Origin of the sequence: Pseudomonas cavernicola (assembly GCF_003596405.1) — a bacterium.
Classification (GTDB): Bacteria; Pseudomonadota; Gammaproteobacteria; order Pseudomonadales; family Pseudomonadaceae; genus Aquipseudomonas; species Aquipseudomonas cavernicola.
This window is the reverse complement of record NZ_QYUR01000002.1, coordinates 2,609,699-2,628,636: the sequence shown is the minus strand read 5'-3', so window position 1 is coordinate 2,628,636 and position 18,938 is coordinate 2,609,699. Positions and strand designations below refer to the sequence as shown.

Sequence of the window (18,938 nt, the reverse complement as noted above, 5' to 3'; positions counted from 1 at the left end):
GGTGCCGTGCTACTGGAGGGGCGTCGACAAGGACGCCTCTCACCTGACGATCCCGCCTCGCGTCTGGTTATGATCGGCTCGACTGCGCACCGGACATTCTGCGGTTGTCCGGTGTGCCCAGCGGAACTCTCTCCCTCTCATCGACAAGGCAAAAACTAGTGGGCGGCCAGTAGTGGCCTTCGCTATATCAAGCACCAAGGCGCCTGCGCGCTGATACTCAAGGAAATGCTCGCATTGTTGTAAGCGATCGGGCGTTGTTGAGCTATTAATTGATCGAGTGGCCAGCCCCGTGCAGGAGGGATCAATGGTGCGACAGGCATTCTTAACCGGCTTAGCCCTGGCGACGTTATTAGTGGCGCCGGTGGCTAGCTCGGACCCAGCCCGGGAGTACGCCAGTGAGCGCGGCCTGCTCAGCGTCGCGCTAGTGGCCGCTGGGCTGGAGCACCCCTGGAGCCTGGCCTTCCTGCCGGGCGAGCAGGGGCTGCTGGTGACTGAGCGGCCGGGGCGTTTGCGGATTGTCGGTGCGGATGGAGCTCTGTCCGCACCTCTCATGGGCCTGCCAGCGGTGTATGCCCAAGGGCAGGGCGGGCTGCTCGATGTGGCGCTTTCCCCAGCGTTTGCCAACGACCGTTGGGTCTATCTGGCGTATGCCGAAGGCGGTGGTGCGGATGGCCGTGCCGGTACTGCTGTCGGGCGCGGCAGGCTCTCCGTTGATCGGGCAAGGCTGGAAGGGTTCAGCGTGATCTTCCGGCAGGAGCCCAAGCTGTCTACTGGCAATCATTTTGGCTCGCGTCTGGTTTTCGACCGTGACGGGCATCTGTTCATCACCCTCGGCGAACACTACCAGCGTCCGACCGCCCAGGATCTTGGCAAGCTCCAGGGCAAAGTCGTGCGAGTCTATCCGGACGGTAGCGTGCCGGCCGACAACCCCTTTGTGGGCCAGTCGGGCGTGCGCCCGGAGATCTGGTCTTACGGTCATCGCAACCCGCAAGGCGCCGCGCTCAACCCCTGGACCGGCAAACTGTGGACCCACGAGCACGGCCCGCGTGGCGGTGATGAAATCAATATCGCGCAGGCCGGCAAGAACTATGGCTGGCCACTGGCGACCCATGGCATCGATTACTCGCTGCTGCCGATACCTGAGGCAAAAGGCAAAACCGTCGCAGGTACCGAGCCGCCGCACTATGTCTGGGAGAAATCGCCCGCGATCAGCGGCATGGCGTTCTACGCTGCCGAGCGGTTTCCCGACTGGCAGCACAGTCTGTTTATTGGCGCGCTGGTCGAGCAGGCGCTGATTCGGCTGGAGTTGGAGGGCGACCGGATCGTCCATGAGGAACGCCTGCTTGAGGAGCTGGACGCGCGCATCCGCGACGTCAGGCAAGGCCCGGATGGCTATCTGTATGTGCTGACCGATGAAGCGGATGGGCAACTGCTGCGGTTAGGCTTGCAGCCAAAGTGAAGGCGCCATGGCGGCCTGGCCCGGCTTGACGCCAAGTCGGCTGCCGCCAGAGGGGGCTTATTGAGCTAGAGCGCTTTCTTCGGCCTGCTTGATGTCCAGCAGATAGGGTTTTATCAGTGGCTCGGTGACGACGCTGAAGTCGGTAATCTCGATTGCGCCACGGCCTTGCCCCAGTAGGTGGAAGGAGAACGCCTTGCGGGTGTCGAGGTTGTCGAAGCCAAAGCTCACTTTCAGTGTTTTACCGGGCTTGAGCAGCGGCAACTCCGGGATCAGCCCGACCACATCCCGATCGAACTCTTTGGTTTTGAGCAGGAGTTTGGCGCCTTGCTTGTCCATCCGCACGGCGCGAATCTTCAGGCTGACCCTGGTGTGGGTGCCCTTCGGCAGTTCCAGGTATTGCGCGCCGATCAGATTGTCGGCCCAGTCGTTGCCCATGGTCTCTTGCAGCTTGATCCGCTCACGGTTGGCGAACTGGTATTGCTGGCCGATCTGCCCGCTCGTCAGTGATTGATCCAGCAGTGCCGCACGCTGCACCATCAAACGGGCCTGTTTGCCACTGAAACGCCCGAGGTAACGCACTTTATCGGCAATAAATCCCTCGCTGGCATAACGCCGACAGATCTGCTGGAAGTTGCACTCGGTAAAGGTGCCCTTGCCGTCATGCTGGCGTAGCACGCCGTTGGTGTAAGACATGATTTCGCGCCCGCTTTGGTAGTCGCGAAACATTGAACGGCCGGAGAGGTTCGAGGGTACCGGCAAGTCGAAGTAATCGAGCACCGAGGTGGTCAGGTCGACATGCCCATAAACCCCGCGTTTGAGTATCGGTAGCTTGTCCTGTTCCGGTGCGAGTACAAGATTGAAGCCCCAGGTCGAGGCCAGGCGCACATCCTCGATCCCATGCGACTCATCCGAGGTAACGATCACCAGGGTGTCCTTCAGGACTCCCTGCTGTTCCAGCCCGGTTAAAAAGCTCGCCACCGCATCATCCAGATAACCAATGGCCGCTTGCTTGGCGCTGGGGTAACGATCCAGGTATTCCTGGGGGGCGGAATAAGGCTGATGGGTGCCGACAGTCAGCAGGGTCAGCATCCAGGGTTTTTTCTGCTGGCGCAGTTGTTTCACGTACTTCAGGGCGCCTTCAAAGAAGGACTTGTCATCCATACCCCAGGGGAACTCCAGGTAAGGCTTGTTCTTGAACCAGCCGCGGCCGAGGGTTTTGTCGAAACCCATGTGCGGCATGATTTTGTCTTTGGCCATGAAGCGCAGGCCGGCACCTTGCAGGAAGTGCGTGCGAAAGCCCTGTTCATGCAGTTGTGCCGGCAGGCACTGTTGATTGCGCGCATGGTTATTCAGTAGCTCAACGCCTTTCGGAGAGCCACTGACGAGCTTCTCGTAATCACCGCACAGCATGGCGTAGAGGCCGCGAATGGTCTGGTGGCTGTGCAGCACATAATCCGGAGTGCTCATGGCGCGCTCGGCCCATTGACTGAGCTTGGGCATCAGCGCCTCGTGGTAACTGCTGTTGATGGCGGCGCGGTTGGTCGCGATGTACGCGCCGGGAATGCCTTCCAGGGTAATGATCAGCACATTTCGCGCTTTGCCTTTACCGGCGAATAACTTGCTGCCGTTCAAGTCCAGTTGGGTCAGGCCGGCGATGTCTGGCTGGGGGTCGGGAGTGTCACCGTCCAGCCAATCTTCTACGCGTAGCTGGCCAGCATTGAAGGTTTCCGCCAGCAACTTATGCGGCAGATTGAACTGCTTCCATTGATCCGCTTCGTTGGGATTCGTGTATTGGCTCGCCGCATGGGCAGCGAGAAATACTACTGGCAGGGCATACCAGTAGCGTGGGATCGCCAGCACGTGACCCGACGGCTTGCGGCCGCTCAACAGCAGATTAGCCAGTATGCCTCCAGCCAGGGCCAGCCCGAGCAGTGGATAGGTGAGGCCGCCACCTTGGGTGGAGTGGCTGACGAATTGCGGGTCGGTCAGGTATTTCAGGTCACTGAGTTCTGGCATGCGCCCGACTGCGCCGACCAGTTCCGCCGAGCCCAGGGTGAATATGCTCCAGATCAGCATCAGCGGTAGAGCCAGCAGCAGTGAGCGGTTGTGCAGCAGCAGGATCAGCAAGCAGCCGATACCCAGGTCAGAGAAGTAGCCAAAACCATTCGACCAACCGAGCCAATACCGGCTGGCCAGGGGTACGAGCAGGAACAGAAAGCCGAGAGCCATCAAAGAACTAGCGGGGTGCTGCAGCCAGCGGCTGAAAGGGTGCACAGGAACTCCTGAGATCAGGCAGCGAGAATCCGCAAAAAATTTGTCCAGACGAGCTAGATGTTTTATTGGACATGATTTTGAAACAACAGTTTGCTAGTCGCCAGTAAGTTTAGGCCAAACGAGGGGGATTTAAGTGTGAGAAAGAGTGTTTATGCAGCGATTTGGCTGGGAGGAATTGCTGCGGGTCACTAGCCGTGATGCCCTGCACCAACTGTGAGGGCGCTGCTTTGGCCTCGCTGCCCCAAGGCCGTGCCGCTACCTCGCAGCGCGGCCGATGGGTTGATCAAGCAGCGATTTTTGCGGGTGAAAGCTCCGTAGCTTTCTCCCCTGCTTGGCAGGGGAGCATCGCGGAAAGCGGATGATTATTGGGTGAAAACACCACCGCCAGCCTTCTTGGCCTTCTTCATCGCGCGCTTTTCGTCGAGTGTTTTAGCGGGCTTCTTCTTCGCCGTTTTTTTTGCATCCAGACCTTTGCTCATGGCTGTCCTCTCTTCATCAACGAGGTTGATGTGCTGTGCATTGCACCTAAAGAATAGTCTTTGGTCGTTGCTGCTGCCAAACCGCGTTAGCGAGAGGGCTGAACAAGATCAAAACTGAATTAATAGTAGCTGGGTAATTGCTGAATTGAATTTATTTAAGCCAGGCAGGCCAGAAGATATTGAATGCGGGTATTGCGGAGAGGGGAGAGGGGCATTTTTGCCCGAGCGCTTTGTCTGCTGGAGATCAAAGCGCATAGAAGAGGAGTACGGGCGTTTCGCAGAAGTTACTATTTCTTGCCAAGAGTGATTTGCTTCGAGGTGCCAAATACTTGGCCGCTAACACCCTTTGGGATTTCCTGGATTTCACCGCCGGACTTCAGAAAAGCAGCAACCTGCTCGTCAATCGAACTGTGGGTTTCAACAGCGGGTGGTGCTTTCTTCTTCATTTCGGATGCTTTAACGCGCATGGCGGCCATTAACCTATTTAAAAATTAATATGACCGGCTATTGTACACAAAAAACTGAGTAATTGCTTGCTAAATAAATGGCATAAAAGCTGGGTGTGGCTGCGATATTTAAGCGAAACACGATCTTGCACCATATCGCCTAGACGCTAGGTAACTGCTTGTTTTTCATCAAGTCATTGCTGGAAAAACGCGTGCACTCAAGAAGGCACAGGCGTCCTCGGCGCACGCTCAGCTCGGCTGGGGGCATTGCCGTGGTCCCCCAGCGAAGGTGGGATCACGCGCCGGTAGAGGTCGTAAAAGGCCGTCTTGGCGTGGCGTGTGAGCTATCAGCACTGCTTCAGTTTCACATACAGGGCTTCAACTTTCTCCCGAGCCCACGGGGTTTTTCGCAGAAACTTCAGGCTGGATTTCACGCTCGGGTCGCTCTGAAAACAGCGAATCTCGATCAGTTGGCCCAGCTGCTCCCAGCCGTAGTGCTCGACCAGTGCGTTGACGATGCCTTCCAGGGTAATACCGTGAAGCGGGTTCTTGTTCTGCTCGGTGTTCATGCGTTGCCTGTGCTCGGGATGGTCTGGACTGCCAGCGGTGGACGGGGCAATTATCGGCGATCATGGCGATCTCGTCATGCTGTGCTGCACCGCCGACGGGGTGAAACTCGGGTAGAATGCCGGTCACGCAATGAGGGTATTGAGAATGGCATTAGTCGGGCGTTTTAACAGTCTGCAGGTGGTTAAACACACCAGCTTTGGGCTTTATTTGGACGGCGGGGCGGATGGCGAGATATTGCTACCCAACCGTTATGTGCCCAAAGATACGCCGAGCGAAGTTGACGACTGGTTAAATGTATTTATTTATCTGGATAGCGATGACAAGTTGATTGCTACCACCGAGAAGCCCAAAGTGCAGGTTGGCGAGTTTGCCAGCTTGAAAGTTGTGGAAATTAACAGTATCGGTATTTTTCTGGATTGGGGCTTGCCGAAAGATTTGTTGCTGCCTTATTCAGAAGAAAAGCGCCAAGTGCAGACGGGCGAATACTGTGTGGTTTATGTGTATCTGGATAAACATACCCGCCGGATTACTGCGACCGCACGCCTGGATCGGCATTTAGATAATGTCCCGGCTAATTACAAAACCGGGCAGGCGGTCGACCTGTTGGTGGCTGAGTCGACGGATATGGGCTTTAAAGCCATTATCAACAATCAGCACTGGGGCTTGATCCATAAGAACGAAGTCTTCAAGTTCTTACGTGCCGGCAAACAGGAAAAAGGCTTCATCAAAGAAGTCCGTCCAGACGGCAAAATAAGCCTGAGCCTGCAGCCTGTGGGCAAGGAAGCCGCCAACGCCCTGCACGAGAAGATCTTGGCAAAACTGCGTGAGCACGATGGTGTGCTGCAGGTCAGCGACAAAAGCCCACCGGACATCATCACCAGCCTGTTTGGCGTCAGTAAAGGCAATTTCAAGAAGGCGATTGGCGCCTTGTACAAGCAAGGCCAGATTGTGATTCATGCGGATCGGATTGAGCTGAGCTGACACAAGCCAGAGGTGTACGCCAGCTTTTGCTGAGTAGGAATAACGTTTTGCGCTATTGTTGAGTTGTCCGTGTTACTCGCTTTATAAGCCGTTGTAGCTCAGTTGGTAGAGCAACTGATTCGTAATCAGTAGGTCGGGGGTTCAATTCCTCTCAACGGCACCAGTTGAATCAGGGGTCTCCGGAGTAGTAAGACCCCTCGGTTTTGCCAGTGCGTACAATTAGACGTACATTTTTAGCCCGCTGACGGCCCAACCAGCGGCAAACTTAGATCGTATACATCAAGCATGGCTTCGCTGCGGTGCCCAGATGCGTCCTGCTTCTCGGCACGAGTTCCTGGTGTGTCCGTAACGCCGCGGCGCTTTAGGGAAACTCTGAAAAAGACTTCCCGATTCTGGTGAAATACGCCCGTCCAGTTATCCGAGTTGCCCGATGAAGCAGATCTCCTTCGCGATGCCGAGTACGACGGCAAGCGCAAGCAAACCCGCCGTGAGCGCTTCCTGATCGAGATGGATCAGGTGGTGCCGTGGAAAGGCTTGATAGCGTTGATTGAGCCCCATTATCCGAAGGGTGAAGGCGGTCGTCCGGCGTATCCGTTGATGGCCATCTTGCGTGTGCATCTGATGCAAAACTGGTTCGGCTACAGCGATCCGGCGATGGAAGAGTCGCTGTACGAGACCACAATTCTGCGCCAGTTTGCCGGACTTGATCTGGATTGCATTCCGGATGAAACCACCATCCTCAACTTCCGCCGCCTGCTGGAGAAACACGACCTGGCCGCCGGGATTCTGGGCGTCATCAATGGCTACTTGGGCGACCGCGGGCTGATGTTGCGTCAGGGCACTATCGTCGATGCCACGATCATCCATGCGCCCAGTTCGACGAAGAACAAAGACGGCAAGCGCGACCCGGAAATGCACCAGACCAAGAATGTATGGTCAGCCCACCTTTCGCAACCTCAGTTTCGAGAACGGTAAAGCATGCTTGCGCTAATGTATCCGGGCTCCTGTTGAACGCGGTTCATTAGCGCGCTCGGCCCTTGATGAGAAGTCGCTCCCGACTGTCCTTGAAAAGGGCATCAGCCTCGAAAGCTATCTTGGTCTTCAGGTTTTCAGTCGGGATGTGTGCCGTTTACTGTCATCAGTCACTGACATCGCAAAAGCAGATGGTCATTCCTATTGCTCAAACGCTGGGATGCGGGTTGTAAGTACCGCCCCGGGCCAGAACTGCCCAGACGATCCTTGCCAGCTTGTTGGCCAAGGCACAGGCCACCTTATTGGGGTGTTTGCGGGTCAGCAATTCTCTGGCCCAGACCCCGAGGAGATCTTCGCGCTTATCGATACGTATCAGGATGGCGCGAGCGCCCTGCACCAACAGTCGTCGTAGGTGCTTGTCGCCGCGCTTGCTGATATTGAGCAGTACGGTCTTGCCGCCCGTTGAATGTTGCCGAGGCACCAGACCTAGTGAGGCGGCAAAGTCGCGCGCAGATCGGAAATTCGAAGCGTCACCGACGTCGGCCACCAGTGCGCTAGCAGTGATGGGGCCGATGCCGGGGATGCTCAGCAGGCGATTGCCGGCATCATCGGCGTTCAATTGTTTCTTGATCTCGGCGTCGATGGTCTTGATTTCGTCCTTCAGGTGCTGGATGTCTTCCAGCAAGCGCTGAATGAGTATCTTGAAGCGAAGCGGCAGGTCGTGCTCCGGGTTGTCGAGCAAGGCCGGAACACGCTCTAGAGCGGCATATCCCACGGGCAAGCAGATGCCGAACTCCAGCAGAAAGCCATGGATCTGGTTGATCGTCGCTGTGCGATGGCTCACCAGTGAAGTGCGCATCCGATGCTGGGTCGAAAGGATCTGCTGCTCGACGGTCTTCATTGCCACATAGCGGGTTTTCGGACGAGACGCAGTCTCGCAGATTGCCTCAGCATCGATGTAGTCGTTCTTGTTGCCGGTGACAAAGGGCTTCACATGCTGCGGCGCGATCAACTTCACGCGATGGCCCAGGGCCGTGATTTTTCGAGCCAACCAATGGGAGCCACCACAGGATTCCATCGCCACAGTGCAGGCCGGTAGCTGAGCCAGGTGTTGCAGCAGTTGGCTGCGAGAAAACTTCTTGCGCAGCACCTGATGCCCTTTTCGATCCTGGCCGTGCAGATGGAATGTGTGTTTGCCGATGTCGATACCCAGAAGTGCCACGGTAGCCATGAGAGATCCTCCTTTGCAAAAGAGAGAAACCCGGTAAGTCTAGACTCGCCGGGTTTCTCGGCCGGGCTGACCATCTCATTAGGGCAATCAATACTATTTCGGCATGAAGGCGCACATTGGTGTCGATGCCAATTCGGGGCTGGTGCACAGCGTCGTCGGCACGGCGGCCAATGTCGCGGACGTCACCCAGGTCGATCAGTTGCTGCATGGCAAGGAAACTCATGTGTGCGGCGATGCGGGCTACACCGGTGCGCAAAAGCGGCCCGAACATGAAGGTCGGCAGGTGATCTGGTCTATTTCATAAAGAGGCATAGGGCATAGCAGTGTCTACTCGGCAGCGATGCTGACCGGGTAGGGTGGGCCCGATGGTTCTATGCTGGAGTGACAGTCACAGCACCAAGGGTGCCTGCCATGTTCACTTGCCAAGCAGCTAACTGCGGGAAAGCCTTCAAGCCCGAAACGCATGACGATCCGAAAGTAGGAAAGCTGGTTTTGATTTGCCCGCATTGCGGGGCCAGACACGTTGAGGTGTCGAGCAGTCGATCACCTGGCGGTCCTTTGGATATCAAGTTTCGGCTTGATGAAAGCTAATATTGAGTAAGCCGCGCTCCTTTCGACCTGACTGACGGGTCCGTGATTTACTGCGCTTTCACCGCCCACTCGGCCTGCGCATCGGGCAAGGATGCTGGCCGGATAGGGTGGCGCACCGCATGATGCTGTGCCTAACTCTCTTGGTTCTATTCCTGGAGGATCAGAGTATGGCGGGTGAAAACTACTGGCAGAAAGCCGACAGGCTCGCGCGCGAGGCTGCCAAAGCGTTCAATGCAGTTGGGGATTTCCTCAGTTCTGGACCAGACTTGAGCGACGAGGATGTGAGGGTTGACTACTGGGAGGTCCAAAGCGCTGCGATTGTGGCTGCGGAGACTTTCAAAGAGCACTACGAGCATTCTCTGACTGGTGGCGGCAGTGGAGGGTTGGACGACTAGCGGACAAGCTGCTTCGTAATCAGTAGGTCGGGGGTTAAATTCCTCTCAACGGCATCATCGCATATTGAAAAGGCAGTCCTTTGCGGCTGCCTTCTTGCTATGCCAAGCCAAGTCATTGCCCCTCATTACTGCTGCACGAACTGCGCAAAGCGCACGCCAGTACCGCTTGGCCGGACGTCTTGGAACAGCGAGTCCTTGTCGGCGGAAAGCTCCAGGCTGAGGGTGGCTTTACGTTCGCCTTTATTGCGTGTGACCAAGCCATCTTCATGGGTGCGGAAATACAGCGTCGGTACGCGCAGATGATGCAGCTCATCGGTGACGTGGTTGTGCAGCAGTAAGTGTACCCACTCGTATTGCCCAATTTTCAGGCGGCTGACCGGGATGTCGAACCACCAGATTTTTTTATTTAGATTGATCGTCGCGAAATGCGTGTTGTTGACGCCAAGCACCGCTGAGCCGAGTTGCTGGTTGCGGCGAGCGATGGCTGCCTTTTTGTCGATTTTCATAGCATTCCTAACACGCTGACAATATGGGGCTAGAGCTTTGGCCGGCTAGTGGCGCGGCGCCTTAGCTGGCCAGTGTAACAGCCAGCTAGTGCTTGCGAGCGTGTGCCCGGGTTCGGGGATCAAGGTGCGCTCAGGCTTTTTTGTCCCATAGCTCTGCAAGCCGGTCGTCGCGCCCACAACGGCTGCGGTAGAAGTTATAGCGAATAGGATTCTTGATGTAGTAATCCTGGTGGTATTCCTCGGCGGGATAGAAAGTGGTGGCCGGCAGTATCTCGGTCACGATCGGCTGCGAAAAACGCCCCGAGGCCACCAGCGCCGCCTTGGACGCTTCGACCAATTGCTGCTGTTGCGGGCTGTTATAGAAGATCGCGCTGCGGTACTGCGAACCATGGTCACAGAATTGCTGGTTGGGCGTTATCGGGTCGATGCTCGGCCAGTATGCCTCCAGCAGCTTGGCGTAGCTGGTTTTGCCCGGATCAAAGCGTACCTGCACCGCCTCCAGGTGGCCGGTGGTGCCGGACGACACCTGCTCATAGGTCGGATCAGCGAGCGTTCCGCCGATGTAGCCGGAGGTCGTCGACAGCACTCCTGGCACCTTGTCGAAATCCGATTCGGTGCACCAGAAGCAACCGCCGGCGAAGACCGCCACCCCTTCAGCGCTGGCTGCCGTGGCGCTGTTGTCGGTGGCGGCGGTTTGCGCTGAGGCTTGCCCGGAGGCCGCCAGCAGCGTTGCTAGCAGCAGCGTGCGGGTCAGTGCGGCGTTGCGCCTTAGCCAGCGCGCTGGCTGTGAAGTTTGCCTGTTCATGCTTAGCTCCGCAGTGCCGGTAGTGGTTCGCTCCTCGGGATAAAGCGCAGCGCCACGCCGTTATTACACCAGCGCTCGCCACGCGGAGGGGGGCCATCGTCGAACATATGGCCCTGATGTCCGCCGCAGCGCGCACAGTGGTATTCGGTGCGTGGATAGAACAGCTTGAAGTCACGACTGAAGGCCGTGTGGCCGGGAATGTCCTGAGTGAAGCTGGGCCAGCCGGTGCCACTGTCGAACTTGTGCTGACTGTCGAACAGCGGCAAATAACAGGCGGCGCAGATGTAGGAGCCGTCGCGGTGTTCATCATTCAGCGGGCTGCTGCCTGCCGGCTCGGTGTCCTCTTCGAACAGCACCGCGTAAGCGGCCGGTGGTACCAGCTCGCGCCAGGCGCTGTGAGGTTTGTCGAGTGGTATCACGTTGGCTTCGACATTGGCTTGGGCAGCGGCCGTTCTGGTGCGTAGATAGACGCCGGACAGTGGCAGCGTGGAGAGGAGGGCAAAGCCCTGGAGCAAGGTGCGTCGGTTCATGGGTAACTCCCGCAGGAGGGTGCAAAAAGTAGACTGCCGAAAAACTGCGGCGTTACAGGCACGGTTGGCATCACTGATAGGCCATACGACCAACGGCGGCGTGTGAGGGGCGTAGCGAGGCCCGGCGTGTTGCGCCTGTATCGCGAGTGCCTTCTATCGGGCTAAAGCCACCAAGGATTTGGTTTGGCTATAGCGTGTCAGCCGATCGGCAAGCGGTTCGGGCAATACCGAGCACGGCTGGAAACCCAGGCGCTGATAGAAGGCCACCAGCTCGGGATGACAAAACAGCCAGATGGGCCCGGAGATTTGTGCGACTGCATGGCCGATCAACGTGCTGGCGATGTGCTGCCGCCGCTCGGTCGGCGCGACAAACAGACCGGTCAGCCAATGACCTTGGGCAATCGGCTTAAGGCAGAGGGCGGCGAGAATGTCGTTGTTCTTGGCTACCCAGAGTTGTTCCGCGCTTCCTGCACGCATAGGGGCGTGGTGGGCCCGGTAGAACTTGTTGAGCAGAGGCCGCATGACCTGGGGGAGAGGGCCGTACTGGATGTCGGTCATAGCGAAGGGGAACTCATGGGGCCTGTGCGCGCGGCACAATTAAATCACTGCGTCTGCTTTCGCGCTCGGCTCGCGGGGGGCTGTCTGCGAAGGCTGGTTGCACGGTGCTGCGTTCTGACCCAGCCCTTGGCGTAAATACCCTATTGATGGCGCCCCCTAGGGCTTTGGCATGAAGGCATGATACGGCTCCGATATGCCCGGCCGCGTGCTGCATTCAGCGCATGAAATGGCCAGGTTACTGCCGAATAGCCCATGAGATGACGGAGCGAACATGCCCTACAGCACCATCAGTTATCAGGTAAGCGACCAGATTCTGACCCTTACGCTCAATCGCCCAGAACAACTGAATGCCTTCACCGTGCAGATGGCTAATGAGCTGATAGAGGCGTTTACCCGTGCCAGCGAAGATGACGAAGTGCGGGCGATTGTGGTGACCGGTGCTGGTCGGGCCTTTTGTGCCGGGATGGACTTGTCGGAGGCTGGCAATGTGTTCGGTCTCAACGAGCAGCTGACTCCAACCCTGGCGGATATGCAGCTGCGCCTGGATGAGCCGGAAATCATCGACGGCGTGCGCGATACCGGTGGCCGGGTCACCTTGGCGATTTATGACTGCAAGAAGCCGGTGATCGCCGCCATCAACGGTGCGGCCGTCGGGATTGGCGCCACCATGACCTGCGCCATGGATATTCGGCTGGCCTCGGAAAAGGCCCGGGTCGGCTTTGTCTTCAACAAGATCGGCATCGTGCCGGAGGCCTGCTCCAGTTGGTTTTTGCCGCGCATTGTCGGTGTCTCCCAGGCGTTGGAGTGGGCCTACAGCGGCGATATTCTCAGCGCGCAGGAAGCGCTGCAGGGGCGTTTTGTCAAAACCGTAGTGCCCGCCGAGCAACTGCTCGAAGAGGCTTACAAGATTGCTCGGCGGATTGCCCAGCACAGCCCGGTGGCGATCGCGCTGACCCGCCAGATGATGTACCGCAACTCAGCCCAAGTGCACCCGCTTGAAGCGCACAAGGTGGATTCCCTGGCGATGTTTTACACGAGCCTGAGCAGTGGCAAAGAGGGCGTGCAGTCATTTCTTGAGAAACGCCCTGCCAGGTATACAGAGAAAGCCTCTAGCGATATGCCAGCGTTCTATCCCTGGTGGGAATAACCGAGTCAATCCGCGTCTAGAGCCTTTATACCTATAAGAGAGTTGCCATGACTGCAGTCACTACTAGCACCCAGGAAGAGGTGACGCTGTTTCGGGAAATGACCTTGCGCTTTTTTGCGCAGGAAATTACCCCCTATTACGACGAGTGGGAGCGTGCCCATATTGTTCCGCGGGAGCTCTGGCGCAAAATGGGCGCGGCGGGCCTGTTGCTGGTGGATATGCCGGAGCAATATGGCGCTGCCGGGGCCGGCTTCGATGTCTGCCAAATGATCCAGGAAGAGCTGTGCCGTCTGAACTTTCATGGGTTGGCCAGCGGTTACAACATCCATTCGAACATCGTGGCGCTGTACCTCAACAACATCGGCACGCCCGAGCAGAAAGAGCAGTGGATGCCGCGCATGGTCACCGGCGAGGTGGTCACCGCGATTGCCATGACCGAGCCGGGTGCCGGTAGTGACTTGGCCGGCATGCGCACCAGTGCCGTGCGCGATGGCGATAGTTACATCATCAATGGCTCGAAAACCTTCATCACCAATGGCATCCATGCTGACATGGTGGTGGTCTGCGCCAAAACCGATAGCAGCGCCGGCGCCAAAGGCATTTCCCTGTTTCTGGTGGATGCCTCTTTACCGGGCTTCGCCCGCGGCAAAAAGATCGAAAAAATGGGCCAGCACTGCAGTGATACGGCTGAGCTGTTCTTCGACAATCTGCGAGTGCCGGCCAATGCCTTGTTGGGCGCGGAAGGGCGCGGCTTTGCCTACCTGATGCAAGAACTGCCGCGTGAGCGTTTGGGTGTCGCGGTGCAAGCCATTGGTCACGCTCAGGGTGCATTGGACCTGGCGGTCGCCTACGTCACCGAGCGCAAAGCCTTTGGTCAGCCAATCAGCCAATTCCAGAACACCCGGTTCAAATTAGCTCAGGCAAAAACCGAGCTGGAGCTGTGTCGCGCATTGCTGGAGAAATGCATGGCGAAATTCGTCGTCGACGAAATGAGCGTGACCGATGCCGCCATGTTGAAGTTTGCCGCTACGGAAATGCAGCTGCGGGTAATTAACGAGTGCCTGCAGCTGTTCGGTGGTTACGGCTACACGGATGAATACCCGATCTCGCGCTTCTATCGCGATGCGCGGATACAGACGATCTATGGCGGGACTTCGGAAATCATGCAAGAGGTCATTGCCCGCAGTCTCGTTGGGCGTTAGCCAGTTGCTCGCTGATGGGCATGGGTGAGGGCTTTGCGTGCCAAGGGGGCACGGAAGGCCTGGGCTTCGATTCGAGTGTGTTGTTCCATCGCGCGTTCAGAGGCTGGATCGGGAGCAGGCCGGGGGCATCGCAAGCGCAGCGTGGCGATGTGGTGGAGCGGGTGTAGGCGCCGGGCTTTCTTGCACAGCGCTCCTCGCGAGAGGGCTGCGCTGTCGCTCACGGGCGGAAAAGCTATTCCAGGCCCTCATAGGCAATGTCATAAGCCTTGCCGAGGTCGACGGTCGTGGGCTTTTGCTGCTTGCTGTCGCCGGCACGCCGGTCGGTGGCTTTCAGCGTTTGCGGGTGCGCGAACGAAACCTCAGCCGGGGACGTTGCCAATAGCACCCCCTCAAGCAGAAAGGTGCCTGCGCCGCCCGCGCCCTGGCCGGCAGTGGCGCGGCGATTGATAACCAGCTTGTCGACTTTGTTGGCCAGGCAGTGAGCGCTGAAAGCTTGCGAGAAGGCCGCAACATCCTCCTGGGTGGGATTCTTCGGGAGCTGCAATTTGTTGAATTTTTCAGCGATGAGCGAGTGCGTTGCTCTGCTGCCATCGAGCGTCACGATGCGAGCTTCGTTGGCTTTTAACAGCATCCCGGTGACTATCATTGCGGCTCCACTTCCTGGTGTTCGGTGGCTGAATCGCCGTGGTTAGCGCTTGCCCATAGAGCGGCGTGTGCCATTCGGGGCGCGGCCGGGTGTTTGATGGTGATTGGACTTATTGGATTTCTGATACCAGGGCTGATCTTTGCTTTTCGCATTAGCGAATTCCGCAGGCGAAAACGGGAAAGAAAAGGCTGGAATACCCTCTGACTTCTCACCATCCACCGGCGCTGAAGCAACCGTTTCCACTTCGCTCGGTTGGTCTTGGCTAACCGTTGTTTGATTAGGCGAATGTTTAGTCGAAGTCATAAGAAATCCGGGTTGTAGAAATGAAGTGATGAAGGAGGGGGGAGCTGACGCGCGCCTAGCCCGGCAGTATACCTAGCCGGCCCCGTGCGTTGCCGCATTCGTCAGCCAGCCGGTAAGGCGAATAACCGCAAAGCTTCGATCTGCCGTTGGCTGTCGAGTTACTCGGTGCGCTCGCTTGGTGTTCGTATCGAGAGCTCGTGGCGTTAACCCCAGCTGCGGCGAATAACGAGTTGCGTCATTCGCCGCTGAGCATGGCGTTATTCAAGCCGCTTGCTACGGGTTACCCGTTAGCCAGCCAGGCCCACATAGACGTTCTGCACGTCATCGTGTGCATCGATTGCGTCCAGAAACGCCTCTACTTCTTCCATTTCGGCGTCAGTCAGCGTCATCGGATTCTTGGGGCGGTAACCCAACTGTGCAGACAGCACGGTGAATCCGTGGGCTGGCAGCGCACGGCATACCGCATCCATATCGGTGGCATCGCTGAGAAACAGCGTGGCGCCGTTGTCGGCAGGCTCAAAATCCTGGGCGCCGGCCTCGATGGCCGCCAGTTCTGGGTCGGCATCGGCGGAGGAAGGAGAGGCCTCGATCATTCCGAGATAGTCAAAGTCCCAGGATACTGAGCCTGAGGCGCCCAATTGGCCTTTGCGGAACAGCACGCGGATCTCGGCGACGGTGCGGTTGATGTTGTCTGTCAGGCACTCGACGATCACCGGCACTTTATGCGGGGCAAAACCTTCATAGGTAAGTTTCTCGAAGTGCACTGCCTCACCCAGCAAGCCGGCGCCCTTCTTGATGGCGCGCTCCAGAGTCTCGCGGGTCATGGAGGCCTTCTTGGCTTGCTCCACCACCAGACGCAAACGCGGGTTCATGTCCGGGTCGGCGCCTGAGCGCGCGGCGAGCATGATTTCCTTCGCCAGCTTGCCGAAAATGCGGCCCTTGGCATTCGCGGCCGCTTCTCTATGTTTGGCTTTCCACTGTGCGCCCATGTTTGCTCTCTTGATCTGTGCGGATGGAGGGGGAGTCGGTCGTATCGCTTGCGATCACCTGTCCACACGGGCGGCGACCGCAGAAATCCAGACCTACGGATTAGGCAGCAGATTTTAATCCGTCCCATGCTCGCTGGCACCACCCAAATCCCACAGCCAAGCAAAGACAACGCCTGGAACTGAACGACGCATTGATCGTTCCCATGCACTGCGTGGGAGTGCAGTCAGTGACGCTCTGCGTCAGGGTGCTCCATGGGAACGATCAAGTTCAGTTGCTGCCAGAGCAGCCAAGCCTCGACTGCTTAACACTTCGCGCGAAAATCTGCGCGGAACGATGACAGCATCGGGCGGCGGCCGCATCATTCAGGGCTGTTGCAACAGCTTCTGCGGTGGGTTCGTGCTGATCACCGTGGGGCTACAATGCCAGCCGGCAGTACAAAAGGTTATATAAGAAGCCATGCCAATCACGCTCACCAACGAGTCCCTGGTATATGCCGCGCAGTCTGTCGTAGGCCGGGTTCGCGAGCACAACGAAGACGCTGTGCTCTGTTGCCCGGAGCTGAACCTGTGGGCCATAGCCGATGGCATGGGCGGTCATCAGCGTGGCGAAGTGGCGAGTGCCACCGCGCTCGAAACCCTGCATGAAGTGACTGCGCGCGGCGAAGACCTGGTCGCTGCCATCCACGCGGCGAATGCCGCCGTCATCGCGGCGGCCGGGCAGGACTCCGGCGCGCGCGGCATGGGCACCACAGTGGTTGCCGTCCAGTTTGTCGGTGCTGATTTCGCGGTGGCCTGGATCGGCGACAGCCGGGCCTATCGGGTCAGCGCCGACAGCATCAGTCCGTTGACCCAGGACCATAGCTGGGTGCAGATGATGGTCGATGCCGGTGCGATGAGCGCAGACGAGGCGCGCAGCGATCCGCGACGAAATATCATCCTCCAATGCGTGGGGCAGACCGGCCAGCCGCTGGAGGTTGGCCTGGTGCGGGGCACCCTGGAGCCGGATGAGTTGCTCCTGCTGTGCAGTGACGGGCTGACCGGTGAGTTGACCGATCAGCAGATCCAGCAGCTCTGCGCCACAGCTGGCACGCTCGATGAGCTGGTAGCACAGCTGATCGAGCTGGCCAACCAGATGGGCGGCAAGGATAACATCTCCTGCATAGTGCTGGGTCGCAGCGTACCGGAAACGCCGGTTGTCGAAGCCCGCCCGCGCAGTTTTCTCAGCAAGTTGTTGAAATCCAAAAAGCACTAATCACACGAAGCGCACTGACTCCCTATGAATGACAGGTTGCTTGAAATACCCGGCTATAGCGTGCATGGCCGATTGGGTAAGGGCGGGATGGCCGAGGTCTATCTGGCGACTCAGGAGTCGCTGCACCGCAAAGTGGCGGTGAAGGTTCTGCTCAGCACCGATGATGAGGCGTTCAGCAAGCGCTTCATCAAGGAGGGGCATATCGTCGCCTCCCTGCATCACCCTTCGATCATCACCATCCACGACATCGACAAACTGGACGATGGCCGTTACTACCTGGCCATGGAGTTTGTCGCCGGGGGTGACCTCGCCCAGCACAAGGGCGAGGTGTTCGAGCCGCAGCGCGCCCTGGCTATCGTCCGGCAGATCGCCAGCGGTCTCGCCGTGGTGCATGAAAAAGGCCTGGTGCATCGCGATATCAAGCCCGCGAACATCCTTTTCCGTGACGACGGTACGGCGGTGATCACCGATTTCGGTATCGCCAAGGCGCTGGAGCTGGACAACGAGCTCACCCAGTTCAACATCGCCGTCGGCAGCCCGGCCTACAGCAGCCCGGAGCAGGCGCAGTGTGAGCCGCTGGATGCGCGTAGCGATATCTACAGCTTGGGCGTGATCCTGTTGGAAATGCTCAGCGGGGCGAACCCCTATCGCGGCTCCAGCTACACCCAGACCGTGATGAACCATGTGCAGATGGAGCCGCCCAGCCTGCCGGCGCACCTGAGCCAATACCAAAACCTGCTGGAGCGCATGCTGGCCAAGGACCCCGACGAGCGCTTTGCCAACTGCAAGGTGCTGCTGGCGAGCCTGGCCGAACTGAGCGAGGCGGATTTGGATTACACGCGCATTGCCCCTGCGCGCAGCCTGGATCAACCCCGCAAGCGGGCGGCCACTGGCACGCGGCGCACTTCAATGCGCCTGCTGTGGGCGCTGCTGGGGCTGCTATTGGTCAGCGTTGCCGGCGGCGCGGGCTATTACGTCCAGCAGCAAATGAAGATCGCCGACTTCCTCGCCCACGGCGAACAGCGTCTGGCCGAAGGCAAGCTGCTCGAGCCGGCGCAGGACAATGCCGACTACTTCTTCCGCCAGGCCCTGCTGCTCGACGAGACTAATGCCCAGGCCGAGTCCGGCCTCCAGCGGGTCCTCGAGGCGCGGATCGCCAGCTACCTGCAACTCGCCGAGCAGAGCATCGCCGAGGAGCGCCTGCTGCTGCCCGAGGACAACAGCGCGGTGTTCTATTATCGCCAGGTGCTGGGTTGGGTGCCGGGGCATGAGCAGGCGTTGGCCGGGCTGCAGCGCGTGGCGCAACACTACATCGACCAGAGCGAAGGCGCCTATGCCAAACGGAAGTACGCCCTGGCGCTGGAGTACATCGAGTATGGCCTGGAAGCGCAGCCCGACAACGAAGTGCTGCTCAAGCTTTACGATGACCATGAGCAACGCGTGCGCAAGGCCCGGGCGCCCCGCCCCCGCGCCGCGAACTCGTCGAGCAGCCAGGAGCAAAAGCAACCGAACGCCATCAAGCGCCTGTGGAATCAGCTCTTCGATAATTGAGAGCGCAGAGCCGAGCGGTCGGTGCAGTGACCGCTACCGGTGTCGAGGCGC

At 58.4% G+C, this 18,938-nt stretch carries 18 protein-coding genes, 1 tRNA gene and 3 pseudogenes; 10 read left to right on the top strand and 12 right to left on the bottom strand.

What is annotated here, in order from left to right; translation table 11 throughout:
• The first annotated feature begins 304 nt into the window (after positions 1 to 304).
• A complete protein-coding gene (locus D3879_RS12520) occupies positions 305 to 1,459 on the top strand; it encodes a PQQ-dependent sugar dehydrogenase (RefSeq protein ID WP_119954547.1) in 1,155 nt (384 codons plus the stop codon).
• Positions 1,460 to 1,516: 57 nt separating this feature from the next.
• On the opposite strand, the gene D3879_RS12515 is transcribed toward D3879_RS12520, so the two are convergent.
• The 3 genes from D3879_RS12515 to D3879_RS12505 form a co-directional block, all read right to left on the bottom strand.
• Positions 1,517 to 3,733, bottom strand: a complete 2,217-nt coding sequence (locus tag D3879_RS12515) for an LTA synthase family protein (protein ID WP_420800911.1) — start codon at positions 3,731 to 3,733, stop codon at positions 1,517 to 1,519.
• 766 nt (positions 3,734 to 4,499) lie between these two features.
• Positions 4,500 to 4,688 carry a hypothetical protein gene (locus tag D3879_RS12510; RefSeq protein WP_177412398.1) on the bottom strand — a complete coding sequence of 63 codons (189 nt, stop codon included), beginning with the start codon at positions 4,686 to 4,688 and terminating at the stop codon, positions 4,500 to 4,502.
• 317 nt (positions 4,689 to 5,005) lie between these two features.
• On the bottom strand, positions 5,006 to 5,227 hold the full coding sequence (locus D3879_RS12505; protein ID WP_119954545.1) for a VF530 family protein: 222 nt from the start codon (positions 5,225 to 5,227) through the stop codon (positions 5,006 to 5,008).
• 145 nt (positions 5,228 to 5,372) lie between these two features.
• On the opposite strand from D3879_RS12505, the gene D3879_RS12500 reads away from it, so the two are divergent.
• Together D3879_RS12500 and D3879_RS12495 are read left to right on the top strand one after the other, a co-directional pair.
• Complete coding sequence (locus D3879_RS12500; protein ID WP_119954544.1) at positions 5,373 to 6,209, top strand: CvfB family protein; 837 nt, start codon at positions 5,373 to 5,375, stop codon at positions 6,207 to 6,209.
• A gap of 87 nt (positions 6,210 to 6,296) precedes the next feature.
• Positions 6,297 to 6,372: transfer RNA gene (locus D3879_RS12495), tRNA-Thr, on the top strand.
• 70 nt (positions 6,373 to 6,442) lie between these two features.
• Here the strand turns inward: D3879_RS12495 and D3879_RS27035 are convergent.
• Positions 6,443 to 6,574, bottom strand: a pseudogene (locus D3879_RS27035) (site-specific integrase); the annotation flags it as partial.
• 65 nt (positions 6,575 to 6,639) lie between these two features.
• Between D3879_RS27035 and D3879_RS12485 the strand changes: the two are divergent.
• Positions 6,640 to 7,136 (top strand): annotated as a pseudogene (locus D3879_RS12485) (IS5 family transposase); the annotation flags it as partial.
• Between the two features lie 253 nt (positions 7,137 to 7,389).
• On the opposite strand, the gene D3879_RS12480 reads toward D3879_RS12485, so the two are convergent.
• On the bottom strand, positions 7,390 to 8,412 hold the full coding sequence (locus tag D3879_RS12480) for an IS110 family RNA-guided transposase (protein WP_119954543.1): 1,023 nt from the start codon (positions 8,410 to 8,412) through the stop codon (positions 7,390 to 7,392).
• An 82-nt stretch (positions 8,413 to 8,494) separates the two neighbouring features.
• Between D3879_RS12480 and D3879_RS12475 the strand changes: the two are divergent.
• Both D3879_RS12475 and D3879_RS12470 read left to right on the top strand, forming a co-directional pair.
• Positions 8,495 to 8,713 (top strand): annotated as a pseudogene (locus D3879_RS12475) (transposase); the annotation flags it as partial.
• A 457-nt stretch (positions 8,714 to 9,170) separates the two neighbouring features.
• Positions 9,171 to 9,398 (top strand): hypothetical protein, encoded by a 228-nt coding sequence (locus D3879_RS12470; protein ID WP_158592080.1) that lies wholly within the window; start codon positions 9,171 to 9,173, stop codon positions 9,396 to 9,398.
• 125 nt (positions 9,399 to 9,523) lie between these two features.
• On the opposite strand, the gene D3879_RS12465 is transcribed toward D3879_RS12470, so the two are convergent.
• The 4 genes from D3879_RS12465 to D3879_RS12450 all read right to left on the bottom strand — a co-directional run bounded on the left by D3879_RS12465 (position 9,524) and on the right by D3879_RS12450 (position 11,797).
• Positions 9,524 to 9,904, bottom strand: coding sequence for a hypothetical protein (locus D3879_RS12465; protein ID WP_119954541.1), 381 nt, complete (start codon positions 9,902 to 9,904; stop codon positions 9,524 to 9,526).
• A 130-nt stretch (positions 9,905 to 10,034) separates the two neighbouring features.
• Positions 10,035 to 10,709 (bottom strand): peptide-methionine (S)-S-oxide reductase MsrA, encoded by a 675-nt coding sequence (gene msrA / locus D3879_RS12460; protein WP_119954540.1) that lies wholly within the window; start codon positions 10,707 to 10,709, stop codon positions 10,035 to 10,037.
• A gap of 2 nt (positions 10,710 to 10,711) precedes the next feature.
• Positions 10,712 to 11,239, bottom strand: coding sequence for a peptide-methionine (R)-S-oxide reductase MsrB (gene msrB / locus D3879_RS12455; RefSeq protein ID WP_119954539.1), 528 nt, complete (start codon positions 11,237 to 11,239; stop codon positions 10,712 to 10,714).
• A gap of 153 nt (positions 11,240 to 11,392) precedes the next feature.
• Positions 11,393 to 11,797 (bottom strand): GNAT family N-acetyltransferase, encoded by a 405-nt coding sequence (locus tag D3879_RS12450; protein ID WP_119954538.1) that lies wholly within the window; start codon positions 11,795 to 11,797, stop codon positions 11,393 to 11,395.
• A gap of 271 nt (positions 11,798 to 12,068) precedes the next feature.
• On the opposite strand from D3879_RS12450, the gene D3879_RS12445 reads away from it, so the two are divergent.
• The gene (locus tag D3879_RS12445; protein WP_119954537.1) at positions 12,069 to 12,944 is read left to right on the top strand and encodes a crotonase/enoyl-CoA hydratase family protein; all 876 of its coding nucleotides are present in this window, start codon (positions 12,069 to 12,071) and stop codon (positions 12,942 to 12,944) included.
• Positions 12,945 to 12,991: 47 nt separating this feature from the next.
• Positions 12,992 to 14,146 (top strand): acyl-CoA dehydrogenase family protein, encoded by a 1,155-nt coding sequence (locus D3879_RS12440; protein WP_119954536.1) that lies wholly within the window; start codon positions 12,992 to 12,994, stop codon positions 14,144 to 14,146.
• A 232-nt stretch (positions 14,147 to 14,378) separates the two neighbouring features.
• Here the strand turns inward: D3879_RS12440 and D3879_RS12435 are convergent, their stop codons facing one another.
• The 3 genes from D3879_RS12435 to D3879_RS12430 all read right to left on the bottom strand — a co-directional run bounded on the left by D3879_RS12435 (position 14,379) and on the right by D3879_RS12430 (position 16,084).
• Positions 14,379 to 14,792 (bottom strand): DUF3010 family protein, encoded by a 414-nt coding sequence (locus D3879_RS12435; RefSeq protein ID WP_119954535.1) that lies wholly within the window; start codon positions 14,790 to 14,792, stop codon positions 14,379 to 14,381.
• 42 nt (positions 14,793 to 14,834) lie between these two features.
• Complete coding sequence (locus tag D3879_RS26300) at positions 14,835 to 15,095, bottom strand: hypothetical protein (protein WP_147411135.1); 261 nt, start codon at positions 15,093 to 15,095, stop codon at positions 14,835 to 14,837.
• 287 nt (positions 15,096 to 15,382) lie between these two features.
• Positions 15,383 to 16,084: a YebC/PmpR family DNA-binding transcriptional regulator gene (locus tag D3879_RS12430; protein ID WP_119954534.1), complete on the bottom strand. Its 702-nt coding sequence runs from the start codon at positions 16,082 to 16,084 to the stop codon at positions 15,383 to 15,385.
• 457 nt (positions 16,085 to 16,541) lie between these two features.
• Between D3879_RS12430 and D3879_RS12425 the strand changes: the two genes are divergently transcribed.
• On the top strand, positions 16,542 to 17,336 hold the full coding sequence (locus tag D3879_RS12425; protein WP_119954533.1) for a PP2C family protein-serine/threonine phosphatase: 795 nt from the start codon (positions 16,542 to 16,544) through the stop codon (positions 17,334 to 17,336).
• 24 nt (positions 17,337 to 17,360) lie between these two features.
• Entirely contained in the window at positions 17,361 to 18,887 is a 1,527-nt protein-coding gene (locus D3879_RS12420; protein WP_119954532.1) for a serine/threonine-protein kinase, read from the top strand.
• Positions 18,888 to 18,938: the final 51 nt, after the last annotated feature.

Coding starts and splice junctions, on each gene's coding strand:
- D3879_RS12520 (WP_119954547.1), top strand. CDS start 305: ATGGTGCGACAGGCATTCTTAACCGGCTTAGCCCTGGCGACGTTATTA.
- D3879_RS12510 (WP_177412398.1), bottom strand. CDS start 4,688: ATGGCCGCCATGCGCGTTAAAGCATCCGAAATGAAGAAGAAAGCACCA.
- D3879_RS12505 (WP_119954545.1), bottom strand. CDS start 5,227: ATGAACACCGAGCAGAACAAGAACCCGCTTCACGGTATTACCCTGGAA.
- D3879_RS12500 (WP_119954544.1), top strand. CDS start 5,373: ATGGCATTAGTCGGGCGTTTTAACAGTCTGCAGGTGGTTAAACACACC.
- D3879_RS12480 (WP_119954543.1), bottom strand. CDS start 8,412: ATGGCTACCGTGGCACTTCTGGGTATCGACATCGGCAAACACACATTC.
- D3879_RS12470 (WP_158592080.1), top strand. CDS start 9,171: ATGGCGGGTGAAAACTACTGGCAGAAAGCCGACAGGCTCGCGCGCGAG.
- D3879_RS12465 (WP_119954541.1), bottom strand. CDS start 9,904: ATGAAAATCGACAAAAAGGCAGCCATCGCTCGCCGCAACCAGCAACTC.
- msrA (WP_119954540.1), bottom strand. CDS start 10,709: ATGAACAGGCAAACTTCACAGCCAGCGCGCTGGCTAAGGCGCAACGCC.
- msrB (WP_119954539.1), bottom strand. CDS start 11,239: ATGAACCGACGCACCTTGCTCCAGGGCTTTGCCCTCCTCTCCACGCTG.
- D3879_RS12450 (WP_119954538.1), bottom strand. CDS start 11,797: ATGACCGACATCCAGTACGGCCCTCTCCCCCAGGTCATGCGGCCTCTG.
- D3879_RS12445 (WP_119954537.1), top strand. CDS start 12,069: ATGCCCTACAGCACCATCAGTTATCAGGTAAGCGACCAGATTCTGACC.
- D3879_RS12440 (WP_119954536.1), top strand. CDS start 12,992: ATGACTGCAGTCACTACTAGCACCCAGGAAGAGGTGACGCTGTTTCGG.
- D3879_RS12435 (WP_119954535.1), bottom strand. CDS start 14,792: ATGATAGTCACCGGGATGCTGTTAAAAGCCAACGAAGCTCGCATCGTG.
- D3879_RS26300 (WP_147411135.1), bottom strand. CDS start 15,095: ATGACTTCGACTAAACATTCGCCTAATCAAACAACGGTTAGCCAAGAC.
- D3879_RS12430 (WP_119954534.1), bottom strand. CDS start 16,084: ATGGGCGCACAGTGGAAAGCCAAACATAGAGAAGCGGCCGCGAATGCC.
- D3879_RS12425 (WP_119954533.1), top strand. CDS start 16,542: ATGCCAATCACGCTCACCAACGAGTCCCTGGTATATGCCGCGCAGTCT.
- D3879_RS12420 (WP_119954532.1), top strand. CDS start 17,361: ATGAATGACAGGTTGCTTGAAATACCCGGCTATAGCGTGCATGGCCGA.